The organism is Pedobacter sp. KLB.chiD (assembly GCF_047040275.1).
In the GTDB taxonomy this organism is placed as follows: domain Bacteria; phylum Bacteroidota; class Bacteroidia; order Sphingobacteriales; family Sphingobacteriaceae; genus Pedobacter.
On record NZ_CP178207.1, the window covers coordinates 1,097,649 to 1,114,845 of the forward strand.

General features: G+C 38.6%; 18 protein-coding genes. 13 read left to right on the forward strand and 5 right to left on the reverse strand.

Going from position 1 to position 17,197, the window contains the following annotated elements; all coding sequences use genetic code 11:
• The first annotated feature begins 137 nt into the window (after positions 1-137).
• The 8 genes from ACK1I8_RS04675 (at position 138) to tsaB (ending at position 5,441) form a co-directional block, all read left to right on the forward strand.
• A complete protein-coding gene (locus ACK1I8_RS04675; RefSeq protein WP_412468181.1) occupies positions 138-896 on the forward strand; it encodes a LiaF transmembrane domain-containing protein in 759 nt (252 codons plus the stop codon).
• 20 nt (positions 897-916) lie between these two features.
• Entirely contained in the window at positions 917-1,264 is a 348-nt protein-coding gene (locus ACK1I8_RS04680; RefSeq protein WP_412468182.1) for a DUF4288 domain-containing protein, read from the forward strand.
• Positions 1,254-2,315, forward strand: a complete 1,062-nt coding sequence (locus tag ACK1I8_RS04685) for a sensor histidine kinase (RefSeq protein ID WP_412468183.1) — start codon at positions 1,254-1,256, stop codon at positions 2,313-2,315. Before ACK1I8_RS04680 ends, ACK1I8_RS04685 begins: the two co-directional genes overlap by 11 nt.
• Entirely contained in the window at positions 2,293-3,027 is a 735-nt protein-coding gene (locus ACK1I8_RS04690; RefSeq protein ID WP_412468184.1) for a LytR/AlgR family response regulator transcription factor, read from the forward strand. The genes ACK1I8_RS04685 and ACK1I8_RS04690 overlap by 23 nt, the downstream gene beginning before the upstream one ends.
• A 450-nt stretch (positions 3,028-3,477) precedes the next feature.
• Positions 3,478-3,636 (forward strand): 50S ribosomal protein L34, encoded by a 159-nt coding sequence (gene rpmH / locus ACK1I8_RS04695; protein WP_010601723.1) that lies wholly within the window; start codon positions 3,478-3,480, stop codon positions 3,634-3,636.
• 67 nt (positions 3,637-3,703) lie between these two features.
• Positions 3,704-4,102, forward strand: coding sequence for a ribonuclease P protein component (locus ACK1I8_RS04700; protein WP_412468185.1), 399 nt, complete (start codon positions 3,704-3,706; stop codon positions 4,100-4,102).
• Complete coding sequence (gene yidD / locus ACK1I8_RS04705) at positions 4,086-4,316, forward strand: membrane protein insertion efficiency factor YidD (protein ID WP_090496806.1); 231 nt, start codon at positions 4,086-4,088, stop codon at positions 4,314-4,316. Before ACK1I8_RS04700 ends, yidD begins: the two co-directional genes overlap by 17 nt.
• Before the next feature lie 429 nt (positions 4,317-4,745).
• Positions 4,746-5,441 (forward strand): tRNA (adenosine(37)-N6)-threonylcarbamoyltransferase complex dimerization subunit type 1 TsaB, encoded by a 696-nt coding sequence (gene tsaB, locus ACK1I8_RS04710; RefSeq protein ID WP_412468186.1) that lies wholly within the window; start codon positions 4,746-4,748, stop codon positions 5,439-5,441.
• 3 nt (positions 5,442-5,444) lie between these two features.
• Here the strand turns inward: tsaB and ACK1I8_RS04715 are convergent, their stop codons facing one another.
• Complete coding sequence (locus ACK1I8_RS04715; RefSeq protein WP_412468187.1) at positions 5,445-6,854, reverse strand: DUF5723 family protein; 1,410 nt, start codon at positions 6,852-6,854, stop codon at positions 5,445-5,447.
• Between the two features lie 30 nt (positions 6,855-6,884).
• Positions 6,885-8,453 carry a hypothetical protein gene (locus ACK1I8_RS04720; protein ID WP_412468188.1) on the reverse strand — a complete coding sequence of 523 codons (1,569 nt, stop codon included), beginning with the start codon at positions 8,451-8,453 and terminating at the stop codon, positions 6,885-6,887.
• 90 nt (positions 8,454-8,543) lie between these two features.
• Between ACK1I8_RS04720 and ACK1I8_RS04725 the strand changes: the two genes are divergently transcribed.
• The 3 genes from ACK1I8_RS04725 to ACK1I8_RS04735 all read left to right on the forward strand — a co-directional run bounded on the left by ACK1I8_RS04725 (position 8,544) and on the right by ACK1I8_RS04735 (position 12,248).
• On the forward strand, positions 8,544-8,930 hold the full coding sequence (locus ACK1I8_RS04725; protein WP_412468189.1) for a DUF423 domain-containing protein: 387 nt from the start codon (positions 8,544-8,546) through the stop codon (positions 8,928-8,930).
• The gene (gene priA, locus ACK1I8_RS04730; RefSeq protein WP_412468190.1) at positions 8,930-11,410 is read left to right on the forward strand and encodes a primosomal protein N'; all 2,481 of its coding nucleotides are present in this window, start codon (positions 8,930-8,932) and stop codon (positions 11,408-11,410) included. The genes ACK1I8_RS04725 and priA overlap by 1 nt, the downstream gene beginning before the upstream one ends.
• A gap of 181 nt (positions 11,411-11,591) precedes the next feature.
• Complete coding sequence (locus ACK1I8_RS04735; protein WP_335319849.1) at positions 11,592-12,248, forward strand: protein-L-isoaspartate(D-aspartate) O-methyltransferase; 657 nt, start codon at positions 11,592-11,594, stop codon at positions 12,246-12,248.
• A gap of 79 nt (positions 12,249-12,327) precedes the next feature.
• Here ACK1I8_RS04735 and smpB read toward each other — a convergent pair whose 3' ends face one another.
• Positions 12,328-12,777 (reverse strand): SsrA-binding protein, encoded by a 450-nt coding sequence (smpB, locus tag ACK1I8_RS04740; RefSeq protein WP_090980211.1) that lies wholly within the window; start codon positions 12,775-12,777, stop codon positions 12,328-12,330.
• Between the two features lie 504 nt (positions 12,778-13,281).
• Between smpB and ACK1I8_RS04745 the strand changes: the two genes are divergently transcribed.
• Positions 13,282-13,761: a TlpA family protein disulfide reductase gene (locus tag ACK1I8_RS04745; RefSeq protein ID WP_412468191.1), complete on the forward strand. Its 480-nt coding sequence runs from the start codon at positions 13,282-13,284 to the stop codon at positions 13,759-13,761.
• 61 nt (positions 13,762-13,822) lie between these two features.
• Here the strand turns inward: ACK1I8_RS04745 and ACK1I8_RS04750 are convergent, their stop codons facing one another.
• Entirely contained in the window at positions 13,823-15,688 is a 1,866-nt protein-coding gene (locus ACK1I8_RS04750) for an Nramp family divalent metal transporter (protein WP_412468192.1), read from the reverse strand.
• The gene (locus ACK1I8_RS04755; RefSeq protein ID WP_412468193.1) at positions 15,675-16,337 is read right to left on the reverse strand and encodes a metal-dependent transcriptional regulator; all 663 of its coding nucleotides are present in this window, start codon (positions 16,335-16,337) and stop codon (positions 15,675-15,677) included. Before ACK1I8_RS04755 ends, ACK1I8_RS04750 begins: the two co-directional genes overlap by 14 nt.
• A gap of 125 nt (positions 16,338-16,462) precedes the next feature.
• Between ACK1I8_RS04755 and ACK1I8_RS04760 the strand changes: the two genes are divergently transcribed.
• On the forward strand, positions 16,463-16,933 hold the full coding sequence (locus tag ACK1I8_RS04760; protein ID WP_025142637.1) for an Lrp/AsnC family transcriptional regulator: 471 nt from the start codon (positions 16,463-16,465) through the stop codon (positions 16,931-16,933).
• The last annotated feature ends 264 nt before the right edge of the window (positions 16,934-17,197 follow it).

Here is a 17,197-nt window from a genome sequence, read left to right on the forward strand (position 1 = left end):
TTTCATACCTTCAAAATAACAAAATAATTTTCACCGACAAAATAAGGCCGCCTACCGCTTTTTACCAGGTTCTTACATGTGGCATATATGAAGATCTGGTGCTGATCAATACTTTTGAAGGATTAAATACGAGCACAATGGAAAACTTGAATCACAACCATAACAATCAGCTTAAAAACTCAGGACGGGTTTGGAGCGGCTTTATCATCATTATCATTGGACTTGCATTTCTGTTGGACAATATGGGGCTAAATATTCCGCGATGGATCTTCAGTTGGTCTAATTTTTTAATTCTATTGGGCGTGTTTCTCGGCGTTCGACGTAACTTTAAGGGGATAGGATGGCTGATCTTAATTTTGATCGGTACTTACAATACCTTAATTCGCATACCAGGTCTGGATTTCGACCTATCTAAATACGCTTTGGGCCTTGGTTTGGTGATCGTGGGTGGTTTTTTAATCTTCAGACCAAAGAATAGCTGCGTTGCTAAGAAAAAAGATAAAAAGAAGGCTGATTTTGATTTTGAAGGCGTAACGGATAAAGACTCTATAAATCATAACGATATGATAGATGTGATGGCTGTTTTTGGTGGCAGTCATCAAACGGTATACACTAAAAATTTTCAGGGAGGAGATATTACTGCTGTTTTTGGCGGCGCCGATATTGTAATGACCCAGGCTGATTTTCCGGAAACCGTATCACTTGATGTAACGGCTGTTTTTGGTGGAATTAAATTAATTGTGCCACAAAACTGGGCCATAAAATCGAACGTAACCGCATTATTCGGTAGCGTTGAAGACAAAAGATCGCACGTGATGCCGGTGGCAGAGCTGAAAAAAACATTGATTTTAGAGGGGACAGCTTTATTTGGCGGGATCGAAATTAAAAGTTTCTAAACATTTGTGATACATCGCCTATGAAATGGTTTGCAGTAAATTGTATCTATCAGGTAATTTGTGGTGAAGGAAAACATACACCCCAGTTTAACGAACAAACGCGTTTAATCCAGGCAGATGGGATTGCGCAGGCTTTAGATAAGGCTAAATTAAATGCTGCACATTTTAACCCACCTTTACATAATTGTAACGGAGATAAAATAGTATGGAAATTTTTAGGTGTAGGCGGAATATCGATGGTGGAAGAACTCACTGATGGTGTGGAAGTAAGTTCCAGGATTGTTGAGCCTAAATCAGTAAAACAATATTTGGAAAAGCTGGCACACCGCAATAAATCATTAACTAACCAAAATCATTTTGACAACTAGACCCTTATCCGTTCCGCAAATACAGAAAATATCGCTCACCATTGCAATCGTGTGGACGGTAATATGTGCCGCCGGATTACATTATGTAGTTAATTTCTCCTGGTGGATAGCCATAACCGATAGCTTAACCAGTAATTTTTTGTTAGCGTTGGCCTGTATAGGGCTAAGCAATATGTTGGGTTATTATCAGCCAAAAAATGAACGGATTCTCTATGTACTGATTCTTACCCTGGCCCTTACATTTGTAATTATTTATGCTGCCAAATATTGTATGCTTTATATTTTTGCCGATTATAAAGAATATAAAGATTTTTATAATTTTTCTTTTGCCTTTAGGGGCTTAATTTCGTTTATGTGTTTGGCCTGGTGTGCATTAGCTAATATACTGTGGTATAGATTAGAAGAACAGTCAGAAACTCACGAAAGGCTGTCGGCAGCAAAAAGTCTGGCTAAAGAGGCCGAGTTAAATAAGTTAAGGCATCAGTTGCAGCCACATTTTCTTTTTAATAGTTTAAATTCGGTATTTGCACTTACTATGGTTAATCCAAAAGAAGCAGGGGTGATGATTACAAAATTAGCATCTTTTCTTCGTGGAACCTTAAAACGTGACGATGAATTATGGGTTTCGGTTGAGGAAGAAATGGAATATATTCAATTATACCTCGATATCGAAAAAGTAAGATTCAGCCATAGGTTGAATATTGAAGTAAATGTTGCCGAAGATACCCTGGGGCTTTGTTTGCCAGGTACATTATTGCAGCCTATTGTAGAAAATGCCATTAAATTTGGTCTTTACAATACTTCTGCAGGCATTACGATCAAAATTGATGTTACCGTTGAATATAATATTTTACAATTGCGCGTACAAAATCCTTTCGATCCCGAAATGAAAGCGGCTGGGGGGACAGGATTTGGCTTAAGTGCCATTAAACGTAGGTTATACCTTTTATTTGCAAATACCCATCTATTACAAACCGACATTGAGGCAAATAATTTATATATTACCACCCTAAAAATTCCACAAAAAAATGATCCGGACAATACTAATTGATGATGAGCCTTTAGCCAGAGATATTGTAAAGTATTACCTTTCAGATCATACCGAAATAGAGATTGTAGCCGAGTGTGGCGACGGATTTGAAGGTCTGAAGGCCATTACCTTGCATAAGCCTGATTTAATTTTTCTTGACATACAGATGCCCAAAATTAGCGGTTTCGAAATGCTCGAGCTGGTGGAAGATAAACCTGCGGTAATTTTTACCACCGCTTTTGATGAGTACGCCATTAAAGCTTTTGAAGTTAATGCCGTAGATTATCTGCTCAAGCCGATTGATAAACCGCGCTTTGACGCTGCCATCAAAAAAATACCGGGCAAATTAAACCAGACCGAAAATACAGAAGCTGTTTTGGATGCTGCAGCATTAAGCCCGGCACAAAACAATAGGGTAGTGGTTAAAAAGGATGGGGTGATTAAGATAATTCCTGTAGCAGATATCAATTATTTAGAGGCTGATGATGATTATGTAAAATTAAGTACAGTTGACGGTATCTTCTATAAGAACAAAACCATGGCTTATTTTGAACAAACCCTCGATATTAACCAGTTTATCAGGATACATCGATCATATATCATCAACCTGGCGCAGGTAACTAAAATAGAGCTGAAAGAGAAAGATAGCTACGTGGTATTGCTGAAGTCCGATATCTGGCTTCCGGTAAGCAAAACAGGCTATGTAAAACTGAAGGCGGCATTGGGACTTTAACTGATTTTCCGGGCGCTATTAATCACCAATGTTATGGTTAATCCTACTTCCCGTTCCAATCTTTTTGTCTTTTGGCTGGGCTTTGGGTAAAAAAGGATTGTCACTACAATCAGGTTTTTTTACGGTGACCTCTGCCATTATTATTATTTGCCTGTTCCTTTCCGGCACCAGAAACCAATCACAAGAGATATTGGCAAAATTCCCTTATTTGTCCCATCGGGGCAAATCATAACTGAAAAAATGAATTTGCATATTTCTTCCCGTTAGTAACGTTGGTGGAAGAAATAAACGACCTAACCAATCATCCATCATTTGGACATTAACCCTGTTTTTCAAAAGATTTTTTAGATTTGCATCTAAATAGAAAAATAATAATTAATCACGCTTGCATTTGTAGAGAAATCGCTTTATATTTGCACCTCTTAATTTTACAATAGATAATATACAGTCATGAAAAGAACATACCAACCTTCGCAAAGAAAGAGAAGAAACAAACACGGCTTCCGCGAAAGAATGGCAACAGCTAACGGCAGACGAGTATTAGCATCACGTCGTGCTAAAGGAAGAAAAAGATTAACAGTTTCTGACGAACGCAAGCATAAAGCATAATTTTTGATTGCTTTTCCGTTCATTCGGGATTGGCAGAGCAAAATCTGCAGTTATCAATCAAAAATATATGTACACATTCAGGAAAGAAGAACGGTTATGCAGCAGGAAATATTTAGACCTGTTGTTTAAAAACGGTTCTTCTTTTTTATTATACCCTTTTCGGATTTCTTATCTTTTTGTTGATGCTACCACTGATGTACCAGCACAGGTGGTGATCAATGTGCCTAAAAGAAGATATAAACGGGCGGTAGACCGCAATCTGCTCAAGCGGCGCATTCGCGAAGCTTATCGCTTAAATAAACAGGATCAATTATACTTGCCTTTACCTACCGATAGGGGATTGCTTCTGTTTTCTATCCAGTTTGTGGGCAAAGATAAATATGATTTTGCCTTTATCGAGAAAAAACTGATCGCTACCTTTAAGCGTTTCCAAAATTTAATCCGGCCCAATGAAATTCATCAATAAAATTTTTGGATGGTTGTTTTTAGGCTTGATTAAAATTTATCAATACGCCATTTCACCCATGCTGGGTGCAAATTGCCGCTTTACCCCAACCTGTTCACAATACGGAATAGAGGCCATTAAAAAACATGGCCCGTTTAAAGGCGGCTGGCTGGCGCTGAAACGTATTGGCCGTTGTCATCCCTGGGGAAAACATGGACATGATCCGGTTCCGTAGCGGTTTATTAGTTCACTGGGCACGGGTTTATTGGTAAATTGCAACTGTATTACTGGCTATTTTCGGTTAATCGGTTAACTGTTTAAATTAGTTATTTGCAGGTTGTTAGCTGTAAATTGCCACCTGTAAATTGGTGTTCAATCGTCGCCATTCGACTGTGATTTAGTCCCAATATTCAGGAGAACAATCTGTTTAAAAGATCCTTCGAGTGCGCTCAGGATTGACATGATGGAGGACAAACCCAAGACTTCGGACTAAAGACCGCCTAAGCTATCATTCATTTAATATCTTCCGTCATTAAAGATCCTTTATTGCATCCAGGATGACAAAGAAGAAAGAGATTTGACCGGAGACTTAAGATGACGAACTCTTCTAAACCATCTTCCATAATTCCCTCTTACCTCTTCCATTTTTACTTATCTTTGCCCCATGGCTAAAATACTTCAAATAGAAACCGCTACAGCAATCTGTTCTGTGGCATTATCTGTTAACGGCGAAACCATTTCATTTAAAGAGGAGCATGGGCAAAACCTGCACGCAGCAAATTTAACCCTTTTTATTGATGAGGTAGTTAAAGCCGCTGGCTTAAACTATCAGGAGCTGGATGCTATTGCCATAAGCAAAGGTCCGGGGTCTTATACCGGCTTGCGCATTGGCGTTTCTACAGCTAAAGGACTTTGTTACGCCCTGGATAAACCTTTAATTGCCATTGAGACATTGGAAATGATGGCTGCTGGTTTTTTGTCTGAAAGCCCGGATTATTCAGGTTTGATCTGCCCGATGATTGATGCCAGAAGGATGGAAGTATATACTGCAGTTTTTGATCCGTTATTACATATATTATTACCAACTGAAGCTAAAATTATCGACGAAACGAGTTTTAACAACTTTCTTTCAAATCAGATCATTACCTTTTTGGGCGATGGGGCAGCCAAATGTGCAGAAGTTTTAACACCTCAACATGCAAAATTCGATACCCGCAATTTTAATTCTGCTACCTATATGTCACGGTTGGCTAACCAGGCTTTCAATAACCGTAATTTTGAAGATGTCGCCTATTTTGAGCCTTTTTACCTGAAAGATTTTGTGGTTACCCAATCTAAAAAGCAACAAGCACAAGGTTAAAATCTATTTCCTTTTAAAAACCGAAAACAAGCTTTTAAAGAAACTTCCGCCTTCATTGTCGTTTATGCCTGGGATGATGTCAGCAAACTGCGGATGGTTAACCACGTTACCGAATTTAATGCCTACTCCCATGTAAAATGAAGCACCGTTAGGTCCGCTGCCTACAGTAGCATCTTTTTTAACGGTACCAATGGTCTGGAAACTGGTTGCAACTAAATTATCAGTCCCTAAAAACAGTTCGAAATTGGGTGTTTGGTATTTGCCTTGTGCGCCAAGCATAAAAACACCGTTTAAATTGTACATAGGTGTTGCGCTTACTGAAAAATCGTTGGCAATAAAGGTATTGACGAAAGCGATATCGCCACCTTTGTAAAACAGGTTTTTCGAAACAGCCAATGCAGGTTTGTAAAAACCATAGCGTTTAGACATATAAAAATCAAGTTTAGCATTGGTTGGAGCCAAAAACTTTTTAGGCTCCTGCGATAGCAAGAAAATGTTTTTTATCTGTTGATTGGTATTCGATTGGTTATTCTCGATATTCTCAATAATTTTTGATTGATTTACCGTTGTACGCTGGGAATTGCTGCGCCACCAGATAAATCCCAGATCTTTAACGTTAGCCATTAAAAATAAACCTTTTCTGGTAGTGTAGTTAGTGCCAAAACCAAATGATAGACCAGGGTTTTTAAAGTTTGGGAAAAAGTTTTTCCTGTTTATTTCATTAAAATCAGAGAAGTTGGCAGAATAAGTACCATTCACATCGATAAATAACGCATTCGACTCAGGGTCGATAAATAATTGAGAGTCATAAATATCCAATTTATTATAAAGTATCCCACTTAATACGCTGGCTTTTAAACCAAAAGCCAGCCTTTTGTCCCAGTTTTCGCGATAGGTAAAGCTAAACTGATGGTAACTTTGTTGGCAACCTTTGGTGTTGAAAATCCCGATGTACTGCTGGTTGGTATTAAACCTTTTGTACGAATCAAAAATTGCCAAAGTTTCGTTGGTGTAATCGGCATGGGCATCAGATCTGATCTGCCATGAAAAGCCCATTTCTTTCTGGTATTTGTAGGATTTGAAAAGTCTGAATGTTGCTACATAGATATTGCTGTTTTCAAAAAAATGATTCACCTCGCCGGTGCCGATTGGTAAACTTCTGGTATCAAAAACACCTTCCTGTGTTAATTTTCTTACGGCAAACTTCGAATTGCCTTTGTTAATGGCATTGGTTCCAAAATAAGGAAGAAAGAAATTTGAAGAAAATTTTCTTGATGAATCTAAAGTAAAAGATTTTTGAGAAGGATTTTCGAATGCATCGAATATGGTTCTGGTGCCGAAAAGCGCATACTGTTGTGCATGGGCAACGCCGAAGCTGGCTATTGCCAGTAACGCGAGTAAAAGTCTCTTCATGTAAAATGGTTTATTGGGGTGGTTTCCTTATTAACGGTTGCTTAATGAATCTGGTATTTCTGGTTGTATATATTTGTTTAGAAGCAAATTAGTAATAAACTTGTTCTTGTCGGCACTCATTTGATAACAAAAAGTATCGAAACTTTTCAAACCACTATCGGCCCGTAAATGTCTGTAGAAACTCAGTTGAATATTGTGTCTGAAAATATCTGCCGAATTTTTGGTATTGATGTAATAGCTCACATTCGAAGTGGTAGAAATCTCGTTCACTGCATCTAAATATTGCGGAGTTTCTATTAAAAGCCTGTTGTTTTTATAATGATTTAGAAATGATTGTACCGTGCTCGCATTATTGGCTACAACCAGATTATTGTCAACAATGGTATAATAAGGCCTCGTAAATTTTTTAAAAGGTTCACCAAAATAACTGTATAAGATATCGGCAGATTTAAAGAGTTTGATGTCGTCATTATAATCTGTACTTACATCAAGCAATAACTGTTTTGTTTTTTCGCCATCTGATAATGAAATTGCACCTAATTTTTCGCTTGTACTCAACTGAAAAACAATAAACTGATTCTTTGTGTAATTGGTAAAAATGAAGTTTAAGTCCGTTCTGTAATCATTCTTTACGCTTTTGATTACTGCATCGGTTTTTGAAAGTATTTCCTTTTTTTCCTGCCAGGTATTTAGTTTCTTGAGCCATTTGCGATAATCATCATAAGCATAAAGCGCATAATTTGCGGTATTATCGGGCAGGATATTCTGGATAAAGGTGTTTTGCGCGGCGGTGTTTTCAAATAGCTTAAGATAATTATGCTGATCTTTTAATTCGGTACTTCCATTAAAAAGAATTTTTTCTTTACTGAAATTGTAATTAAGTACAGCAAAACTGTTCTGTTGGTTAAATAAGGCAATTTCACCATTGATGTTACCTGCAATAATATTTTTGAGCAATAGCGGAGCCTGGTTAAAGTTAATGTAAATGTTAGCCAGTACATTTTTAATCTGGCGGTTATTTTCCTTAATATATTCGGTAAAAGGATTTTCAGTTAAACGCACATTCGCGTCATTAATCAATTTAAGTGATGTTGAAGCCGTTAATACCTGGCCATGTACGCCTAAATAAACAGATAAGCTGTCATTTATCTTTACGGCAAATAGGTCTTTGGCCTTTTCGCTGACCGCCTTTTTAACTTTTAGCTGCCCATAGAATTTTTTGATGTCGTTTTCCGGCTGAATTTGTAAGGTGATCAGGAAGTTAAGGGTTTTATTCGAATCAGGCAGCACACTAATATAAACCTGCTGATCTTTCAGGTACCTGTTGAGCAGATTATCGTCAATAATACTTGTTTTTAGCTGCTTCAGGAGGGTCATTTTATCTCTTCCCAAAACCTGCTGGATCAGGTGTTGTCCTTCCATTATATCATAAAAACCTTTGTCGTTCCGGAAAGAAAACACCAGTGCTGCGTTATTGGTTGCCGATTGCAGCGCCAGGTCTTTTGCGTCATTATCAATTCCCAGTTTCGAAAAATAGAAGTAGGCCATAAAGGCCACACCTAAAAATAATGCACTTGTTAAAATTATGATTTTTTTCATCTGCTATGCAACAAATTTAATTTATTACATTGATTAGTGAGAAGTTCTTTGCCAATTTATTAATTTAGCGATTGCTACTTGCAAATAATTATGAATAAACGAATAATCCTCACTGCGTCTTTTTTTGGTGCTGTTGCCGTTTTGCTTGGCGCATTTGGTGCCCACGGGCTAAAAGTTTTGATCGATGGCCCATCATTGGAGATTTGGCAAAAAGGTGTTGATTATCAGTTCTATCATACATTTGCTTTATTATACCTTTCTACCTTTGCCCGCTACCGGAACAAGCTTATCAATATTGCTTATTTCTGCTTCACATTTGGAATCATCCTTTTTTCAGGATCATTATATTTATTGGCTACCCGAAGCATATCGCACTTAGGATTTACCGAATTTATTGGTCCGGTAACACCAATTGGCGGGCTTTTATTTGTATTGGGATGGATAATGCTCTTTTTTGCAGCGTTTAAAGATAAATAATGAACACTTTCGAAAACGATATTTTTTCAGAAAGAGAAACACTTTTTGTGGAAGTTATTTTGCCCTTATCTTTGGCAAAAAACTATACCTATCGGGTACCTTTTGATTTAAACGATCAGATTGCTGTTGGAAAACGGGTGGTGGTGCAATTTGGAAAGCATAAAATTTACACCGCTTTAATCAGCGGAATCACTACCGTACCACCAACAGTTTATGAGGCCAAGTACATTATTGATGTTGTAGATGCGGAGCCTGTAATTACACCCATGCAGCTTAAATTCTGGACATGGATGACTAATTATTACATGTGCAACGAAGGCGATGTAATGGCGGCTGCCTTGCCTGCCAGTTTAAAATTGGCTAGCGAAACCATACTGGTTCTTCGCGAAGATGACCATGAAAATACTGCCCTTAACGATAAAGAAGAAATTATTGTCAATGCACTGAAACAGCAACAGAAACTTACGGTTAATGATGTTTCTAAACTGCTGGGGCAAAAAACGGTATATCCGATCATCAATCAACTATTGGATAAGGAACTGGTACTGGTGGCCGAAGAGGTGGTACAGAAGTATAAACCTTTGCTTAAATCGTTCATTATATTAAACGATTTTTATAACGATGAAGAAAATCTGAAACAACTTTTTAATGTTTTAGACAAGGCACCTAAACAGTTAGACGCTTTACTGGCTTACCTGAAATTGAGAAAAACAAATTTGCCAATTGCCAAAGAGCAGCTTTTAGCAGAAAGCAATTGCGGACCGGCAGCATTAAAAGCTTTGACCGACAAAGAAATTTTTGTGGTGATGAAAAGGCCGGTTAGCCGTTTGGCTGCCCATGATGAAGCGTTCAGCGTTAATTTTGAACTAAACGAAAGTCAGCAGAAAGCATTAGACCAGATTAACCGCTATTTTGAAGAGAAAGAGGTGGTTTTGCTGCATGGGGTAACCGCATCAGGAAAAACGCAGGTTTATATTAAACTGATTGAAGAAATTATTCAAAATACCGATGGACAGGTACTGTTTCTGTTGCCTGAAATTGCCTTAACCACACAGATTGTAGAACGGATCAAACGTTATTTTGGCAATTCGATAGGGGTATACCATTCTAAATTTAACAATAGCGAAAGGGTAGAAATCTGGAATAAGGTAAGAACAGGTGCATATAAAGTAATTCTTGGGGCGCGTTCAGCAGTTTTTCTCCCTTTTGAAGACTTAAAGCTTATCGTAGTTGATGAAGAGCATGAACCCTCATATAAACAGTACGATCCGGCACCACGCTATCAGGCCCGTGACGCCGCTATTTATTTAGGTTATCTGCATCAGGCTAAGGTTGTTTTAGGGTCGGCAACACCATCCTTAGAGAGTTATTACAATGCTTTACAGGGCAAATATGGCCTGGTAGAAATGAAAGAGCGTTTTGGCGGGGTTCAGCTTCCGAACCAACAGGTGGTGAGTATTGCCGAAGAAACCAAGAAAAAAACGATGAGTTCGTATTTTTCAAGTGTATTGATCAAAGATATTGATCTGGCACTTTCAAAAAAAGAGCAGATTGTATTGTTTCAGAACAGGAGGGGGTATGCTACCATTCTCATTTGCGCAACCTGTGGTTATACGCCAAAATGCGTAAACTGTGATGTCAGCTTAACGTATCATAAAAGCAGTGGTAAATTACATTGCCATTATTGTGGTTATCAGCAGAGTAGTATCAATATCTGTCCGGCCTGCGGTTCGGTACATGTAGAGCAAAAAGGTTTTGGCACCGAGCGGATTGAAGAAGAACTCAGGCTACTTTATCCTGAGGTATCCATTGCCCGGTTAGACATGGATAGTACACGTACCAAAAACGGTCTGCAACAAATTCTGAATGATTTTCAGGAAAAGAAAACCGATATTTTAATCGGTACACAGATGGTGGCCAAAGGACTGGATTTTGATAACCTGAACCTGATCGGTGTAATCAATGCCGATACCCTTTTAGGTTATCCAGATTTTCGCGCATACGAAAGGAGTTTTCAATTGTTGGCACAGGTAGCAGGTAGGGCAGGCAGAAGAGCCGACCAGGGCAATGTTTGTATCCAGACCTACGATGCCGAAAACAGGATCATCAAACAGGTGGTGAACAATGATTATGAAGGGATGTATCACGATGAGATTGTGGAGCGGGAGAAATTCCTCTATCCGCCGTTTTCGCGAATGATATTTTTATACATCAAACATAAAGATTCGCATGTTTTAGATCATGCTGCGCTTACTTTGGCCAATATACTGAAAGCAAAATTCGGTAAACGTGTTTTAGGACCCGAACAACCGCTGGTAAGCCGTGTGCGGAACCTTTATATCAAACAGATGATTATCAAAGCAGATAAACACACGGCCATTCAAAAAGTTAAAGATGCATTAAGAGAAACCCTGACCGAATTTAACGCGACCAGGGAATTTAAAGGCATTTTTACACAAATTGATGTAGATCCGTACTAGAAATGATGGGATAATTGAATGTTGAATGATGGAATGTTTTTTCATGCCGTCGATCTCTCTTTTAATCCTTTTTTGATGTGGATAATGTATCATTCTCTAACTCAGGTAATCCATTCACTAATTCGATCATTCTCTTATTTTATCCTTGTATCACCGTTAAAAAAAGCTAATTTTGAAGCTCATGGCGTATAAATTTGTTGATAATTACCGAGAACGTGGAGCGAGAAAAAAACTGGTTGAGCTGTTGAAATCCCGCGGAATTGAAGATGAAAATGTGTTGGCGGCCATAGGTAAAGTTCCACGGCACTTCTTTTTTGACGAGACTTTTTGGAGTCAGGCTTACAAAGACATTGCTTTCCCCATAGGCGACGGACAAACCATATCTCAGCCTTATACTGTGGCATACCAAAGCGAACTGCTGCATATCAAAAAAGGGGATAAAGTACTCGAAATCGGAACCGGATCGGGCTATCAAACCTGTATTTTAATGGAGTTGGGTGCTACCGTTTTTACGATAGAAAGACAGGAGAATATTTACAACAGAACCATTCAGGTTTTACCCGGCATGGGGTACAGGCCTACTTTCTATTGTGGCGATGGTTCTAAAGGAATTGCTGCCCATGCACCATACGATAAAATAATCGTTACCGCCGGTGCGCCAATGGTTCCGGAGATTTTATTAAAACAGTTAAAAATAGGCGGCATTCTGGTGATCCCGGTAGGAGATGAGAAAACCCAGAAAATGGTTACGGTGATCCGCGTAAGCGAAACAGATTACGACAAAATTGTATTGGATACCTTTAGGTTTGTACCTTTAGTTGGCGATCAGGCATGGTAGTTTTTGAGTCCATAGTCAGAAGTCCGTAGTCAGAAGTCGATTTAGACTAAGGACTGAGGACTCATGACTGGTGGCTAACCTACCTTTTCATCGCTCTATCCAGCTCCCGCTTATTATCCCTTTCCTTAATGCTATCGCGTTTGTCGAATTCTTTTTTACCTTGCGCCAGGGCAATTTCCATTTTGGCAAAACCCCTTTCGTTGATAAAAATCCGTAAAGGAACGATGGTATAACCTTTTTCTTCGCCTTTAAGCTTTAGTTTTCTGATTTCTTTTTTCTGAAGTAATAAGGCGCGGTCGCGTTTAATATCGTGGTGATAAAAAGAACTGTGGCTATATTCAGATATATGAAGGTTGCGGACATAGAGATTCCCGCCAATAAACATGCAAAATGCATCAGTCATGTTGGCTTTACCTTGTCTTATTGCTTTTATTTCTGTTCCTAAAAGGGCGATACCGGCTACGTATTTATCTAAAAGATTATAGTCGAAATAAGCTCTTTTATTCTTTATATTAATGTCGTTTTTCAAAATTTTAATAAGTGTATTATATACAACGGTATGTAAAACAAAATGTTTGGACCACAAATGCAACCCGTTATGCCAAACTCGTTTCAGCATCTTTTGGTGAAGATACTGAAGTCGAATTGGACGTTATCTGTTCAGGATGAAGGCCGTTTACGCGATTTGTCGTCAGCAAGATCGCAAATATCCAAAAAAATGATGTGATAATGTAGTTTTAATTTAATTGTATGGGAAAAAACGCAGCGTTTCCTCCGGTGAGAGGAGTATTCAACCTGAACTTTGGTTATAAGAAAGGTACAAATAGTTGTTAATTTTTCTTTGGTACAGCTTCTCTGCCCGAAGATTTACAATGAGTCGCGCTTAATGATGCTGATGATAACAAACCACACCAGATTGCTTTCCGGTAGCAGCAGGTAAAAACCGATAAAATGTTCATCAGTTTGTAAAAGCTCAGGGACATATTATTATGTTCGTATTTATTGGCTTAAGTTTGAGCTTAAATTACTAAAAATGAAATTCAGAAACCTACTCTTAATCTTATTGTTAGCCGTAACTTTTCAGGCAGAAGCCCAGCAACCCACGCTCTTGCCGCAGTTTACCTTTTATAAACTGGATGGTAAAGCCTTTTCAAACAGCGATATTAAGCAGGGGAAAAAGAATCTATTTATATTGTTTGATTGTACCTGTGAACACTGTCAGCGGGAAAGTAAAAACCTGAATGCCAATTACGCCAGGTTTAAGGATGTAAATATTTATATGATCACCATGGATGAGGCTTTCATCATTCCACAGTTTTTTAATTCGTATGCCAAAGGCTTAAATACAAAACCCAATGTGTTGGTATTACAGGATAAAAAACGATTATTTATTCCAACATTTTTACCGAAACAATATCCGGCAATGTATTTATATTCGCCTGCCGGAAAGTTGTTAATGTACCAATCTGGTGATGGAGGTATTAAAAAAATGATGACGGTTGTGGGTAAATAATCATCTTAACCACAGATAACCTAATCATATCTGCGACTAATTAAAATTTAACGCTCAACAGCTACCTGATGATCAACACGGGAATTCTTACCTTGTGCCTGACAGAATCTACCGTGGTGCCGAAAATAAGGTCTTTTAAACCTTTATGTCCGTGTGCGCCCATTACCAAAAGTTCCATGTCGTTCCGGTTACTGATATCGGCTATGGCCTTACCTGTGTTTCCAAAACCAATAAAAGGTGTAGCGTCATATCCAAGGTCTTCCAGGTTCGCTCTGTACCGCTCCAGGTTAACCGCATCGCTCTGCGTTTCATGGTCCATCACTTCCTTGCCCAAATAGCGTGCAGCAGCTGTTTCCACGATATGAATGAGGTAATAGTGCGCATCTTTGCCGCCCTGAATTAGAGCATGTCTGATGGTGTTTCTGTCGTTTTTAGAGAAATCTACCGCAATGCCAATTTTCTTGTAGATAATCTTATCAATTTTGCCAATATCCAAAGCATCACCGTGGGGAACAATTTGTCTGGATGCATTTTTTTTCTGTTCCAGTAGAGGGTGGAAGAAAACATAGAGCAAAAGTAATACAATGAGGATTAATGCCGGTATGACAATGGCATAAATCCACCAGTTATTGGCTTCTTTTGCCCAACCACTTATTTCTTCAATAACCAGTTTAACGTTAAGCGCGATGATAACGATGGCACTTGCCCAGGCTAAAACCTTCACCCATGGTTTTATCGCAAAATCTTTCATCAGTTTTTTATCTGATGTAAAATGGATCAGAGGAATGATGGCGAAACCCAGCTGCAAGCTTAATACCACCTGGCTTAGTACCAATAAACCCCCAAGCGCATCGTCGCCGTAGTGCAAAATGGTAAAAAATGCTGGGATGATGGCTAACAAACGGGTAATTAGTCGTCGCAACCAGGGTTGTATCCTTAAATTGATGTGTCCTTCCATAATAATCTGTCCGGCTAAAGTTCCGGTAACGGTAGAACTTTGCCCGGCAGCAATTAGCGCAATGGCAAACAAGGTGGGCGCTACGCTGCCAAAAATATTCGAAAGTAATTTATGCGCATCCTGAATTTCTGCCACCTCATGTAAACCATTTTTATAAAAAGCTGCAGCAGCAAGGATTAAAATGGCCGCATTAACAAAAAAGGCCAGGTTTAAGGCAACTGTGGTATCAATAAGGTTAAATTTTAAGGCTTCTTTAATCCCTTTGTTGCTCCGTTCAATTTTTCTGGTTTGTACCAAAGAAGAGTGAAGGTAAAGGTTGTGTGGCATTACCGTTGCGCCGATAATCCCTATTGCAATATAAAGTGCATCGCCATTGAGTATAGAAGGCTCAAAACCTTTGGCTACTTCTTTAAGTGAGGGTTCCACAATAAACATCTCCACCAGAAAGGAAATTCCGACGATAAAAACCATCGAAACGATAAATCCCTCCATGGCCCTCATGCCTTTATTGAGCAAAAACAGCAATAAAATGGTATCGAAAATCGTAATGGTAATGCCCCAGATCAGCGGTAAGCCAAAGAGTAACTGTAAACCGATGGCCATACCGATAATTTCGGCAAGATCGCAGGCAATAATTGCCGTTTGCGCCAAGGCGAACAATGGAATGTTGGCCCAACGGGGATAAGCTTGTTTAGAGGCCTGCGCCAAATCCAATCCCCTCACTATGCCCAAACGGGCACTTAGCGATTGTAACAGTAGCGCGATGAGGTTAGACATGAGTAAAACCCAGATTAACTGGTAACCGAATTTACTCCCGCCTGCCAAATCCGTAGCCCAGTTGCCCGGATCCATGTAGCCCACACTGATTAAATAAGCCGGACCAATAAAGGCCAGAATTCTGCGCCAGCCTTTTCTTTTATCGGTATTTACGCTTTGATGTACTTCACTTAACGATTCAGTTTTTGCCATTACTGCTGATTAAAATATGTTTTGCTACTTCTCTGCTAATATTAACTTGTTTATCGGATAGCTGGATTTCTACCGAACCATCGAAATCGGTAACATCATTCACCTGGATTTGTTTGCCCAGGGTAAGGCCTAATTTTTCTAAATGTTTTAAAAAAGGAGAACTGTGCTGACTTACACCGGTAATGGTGCCAGAGTCGCCTATTTTTAATTCAATAAGTTTGATAAACCCGGTTTTGGCAAATCTCCCGTTTTTATCGGGAATGGGATCGCCATGGGGGTCTGCTTTCGGAAAACCTAAAAACTCATCCAACCTTTCAATCAGCTCAATTGATTTGATGTGTTCTAATTCTTCGGCCACATCATGTACCTCGTCCCACTTGAAGTTTAATTTATCTACTAAAAAAACTTCCCATAATCTATGCTTACGTACAATATCTATCGCCGTGTTTTTTCCGGTCTCGGTTAAGGTAACCCCTTGGTACTTAACATAATCAATCAAGCCTTTATCTGCTAATTTTTTGATCATATCGGTAACCGATGCGGGTTTGGTTTGCATTTGTTCTGCAATGGCATTGGTTTGAACATTTACAGTTTTCTCTGCCAGATGATAAATTGTCTTCAGATAGTTCTCTTCAGTATAACTTTGCATTTACGTTTGCCTAATTTTATTTTTAGGTAAATCTAAAAATTAATTCTTAAAATATATATGATAAATTATGTTAAAATTTAGAATTTAATTTGGTTATTTGTATGATCAAATACCTTTAACACCATATGGCATCTGAATTAGATAAAATTGACTTTAAAATTTTAAGAATACTTCAAGAAAACGGAAGAATTACCAACCTGCTTTTATCACAGGAAATTGGTTTATCGCCCGCACCAACCTTAGAGCGTGTGCGCAAGCTTGAAATGGCAGGATATATCAAAAGTTATCATGCATTGGTAGATGAAGAAAAACTGGGCTTGGGTATTAAAACATTTATTCAGATTCAACTCGATTTTCATAAAAACAACACCATCCAGATCTTTTTGGATGAGGTAAATCAGATTAAAGAAATTACCGAGTGTCATCATGTTACCGGACAGGCTGATTTTTTGTTAAAGGTTTATGTGAAGGATATTAAAGCCTACGAACGTTTAATTATGGATAAAATCAGTAAGATTTCGGTAGTGAAAACTTTCCAGACGATGATGATCATGTCTACTACCAAGAAGGAACCTATAGTTCCATTAGAATATTAGACTTTTTTGGTGTGTCACCCTGAACTTCCGCCAGGCCGGTCGGCTGTTTCAGGGGCTCACTGATTCATTTACCAGGTTTTGGCCAGATAAGAAACATCAGAGCATATTACATTTGGAGCTTATACGTAACTTATATTGCTGATATGGTTCAGGCTTTAGCGGATTTACATCTCTTGGGTAGTTAATCTCTTGTCTGCAGCGTAAGCAGGTTTTGCCCTTAAATTTGTTAATCATTCCAGCTTAACATATTCATTCAAGGCTTTT

Coding starts and splice junctions, on each gene's coding strand:
- ACK1I8_RS04760 (WP_025142637.1), top strand. CDS start 16,463: ATGGCATCTGAATTAGATAAAATTGACTTTAAAATTTTAAGAATACTT.
- ACK1I8_RS04725 (WP_412468189.1), top strand. CDS start 8,544: ATGAATAAACGAATAATCCTCACTGCGTCTTTTTTTGGTGCTGTTGCC.
- ACK1I8_RS04715 (WP_412468187.1), bottom strand. CDS start 6,854: ATGAAGAGACTTTTACTCGCGTTACTGGCAATAGCCAGCTTCGGCGTT.
- ACK1I8_RS04750 (WP_412468192.1), bottom strand. CDS start 15,688: ATGGCAAAAACTGAATCGTTAAGTGAAGTACATCAAAGCGTAAATACC.
- ACK1I8_RS04700 (WP_412468185.1), top strand. CDS start 3,704: ATGTACACATTCAGGAAAGAAGAACGGTTATGCAGCAGGAAATATTTA.
- ACK1I8_RS04690 (WP_412468184.1), top strand. CDS start 2,293: ATGATCCGGACAATACTAATTGATGATGAGCCTTTAGCCAGAGATATT.
- ACK1I8_RS04755 (WP_412468193.1), bottom strand. CDS start 16,337: ATGCAAAGTTATACTGAAGAGAACTATCTGAAGACAATTTATCATCTG.
- tsaB (WP_412468186.1), top strand. CDS start 4,746: ATGGCTAAAATACTTCAAATAGAAACCGCTACAGCAATCTGTTCTGTG.
- yidD (WP_090496806.1), top strand. CDS start 4,086: ATGAAATTCATCAATAAAATTTTTGGATGGTTGTTTTTAGGCTTGATT.
- ACK1I8_RS04675 (WP_412468181.1), top strand. CDS start 138: ATGGAAAACTTGAATCACAACCATAACAATCAGCTTAAAAACTCAGGA.
- ACK1I8_RS04745 (WP_412468191.1), top strand. CDS start 13,282: ATGAAATTCAGAAACCTACTCTTAATCTTATTGTTAGCCGTAACTTTT.
- ACK1I8_RS04720 (WP_412468188.1), bottom strand. CDS start 8,453: ATGAAAAAAATCATAATTTTAACAAGTGCATTATTTTTAGGTGTGGCC.
- rpmH (WP_010601723.1), top strand. CDS start 3,478: ATGAAAAGAACATACCAACCTTCGCAAAGAAAGAGAAGAAACAAACAC.
- ACK1I8_RS04735 (WP_335319849.1), top strand. CDS start 11,592: ATGGCGTATAAATTTGTTGATAATTACCGAGAACGTGGAGCGAGAAAA.
- priA (WP_412468190.1), top strand. CDS start 8,930: ATGAACACTTTCGAAAACGATATTTTTTCAGAAAGAGAAACACTTTTT.
- ACK1I8_RS04680 (WP_412468182.1), top strand. CDS start 917: ATGAAATGGTTTGCAGTAAATTGTATCTATCAGGTAATTTGTGGTGAA.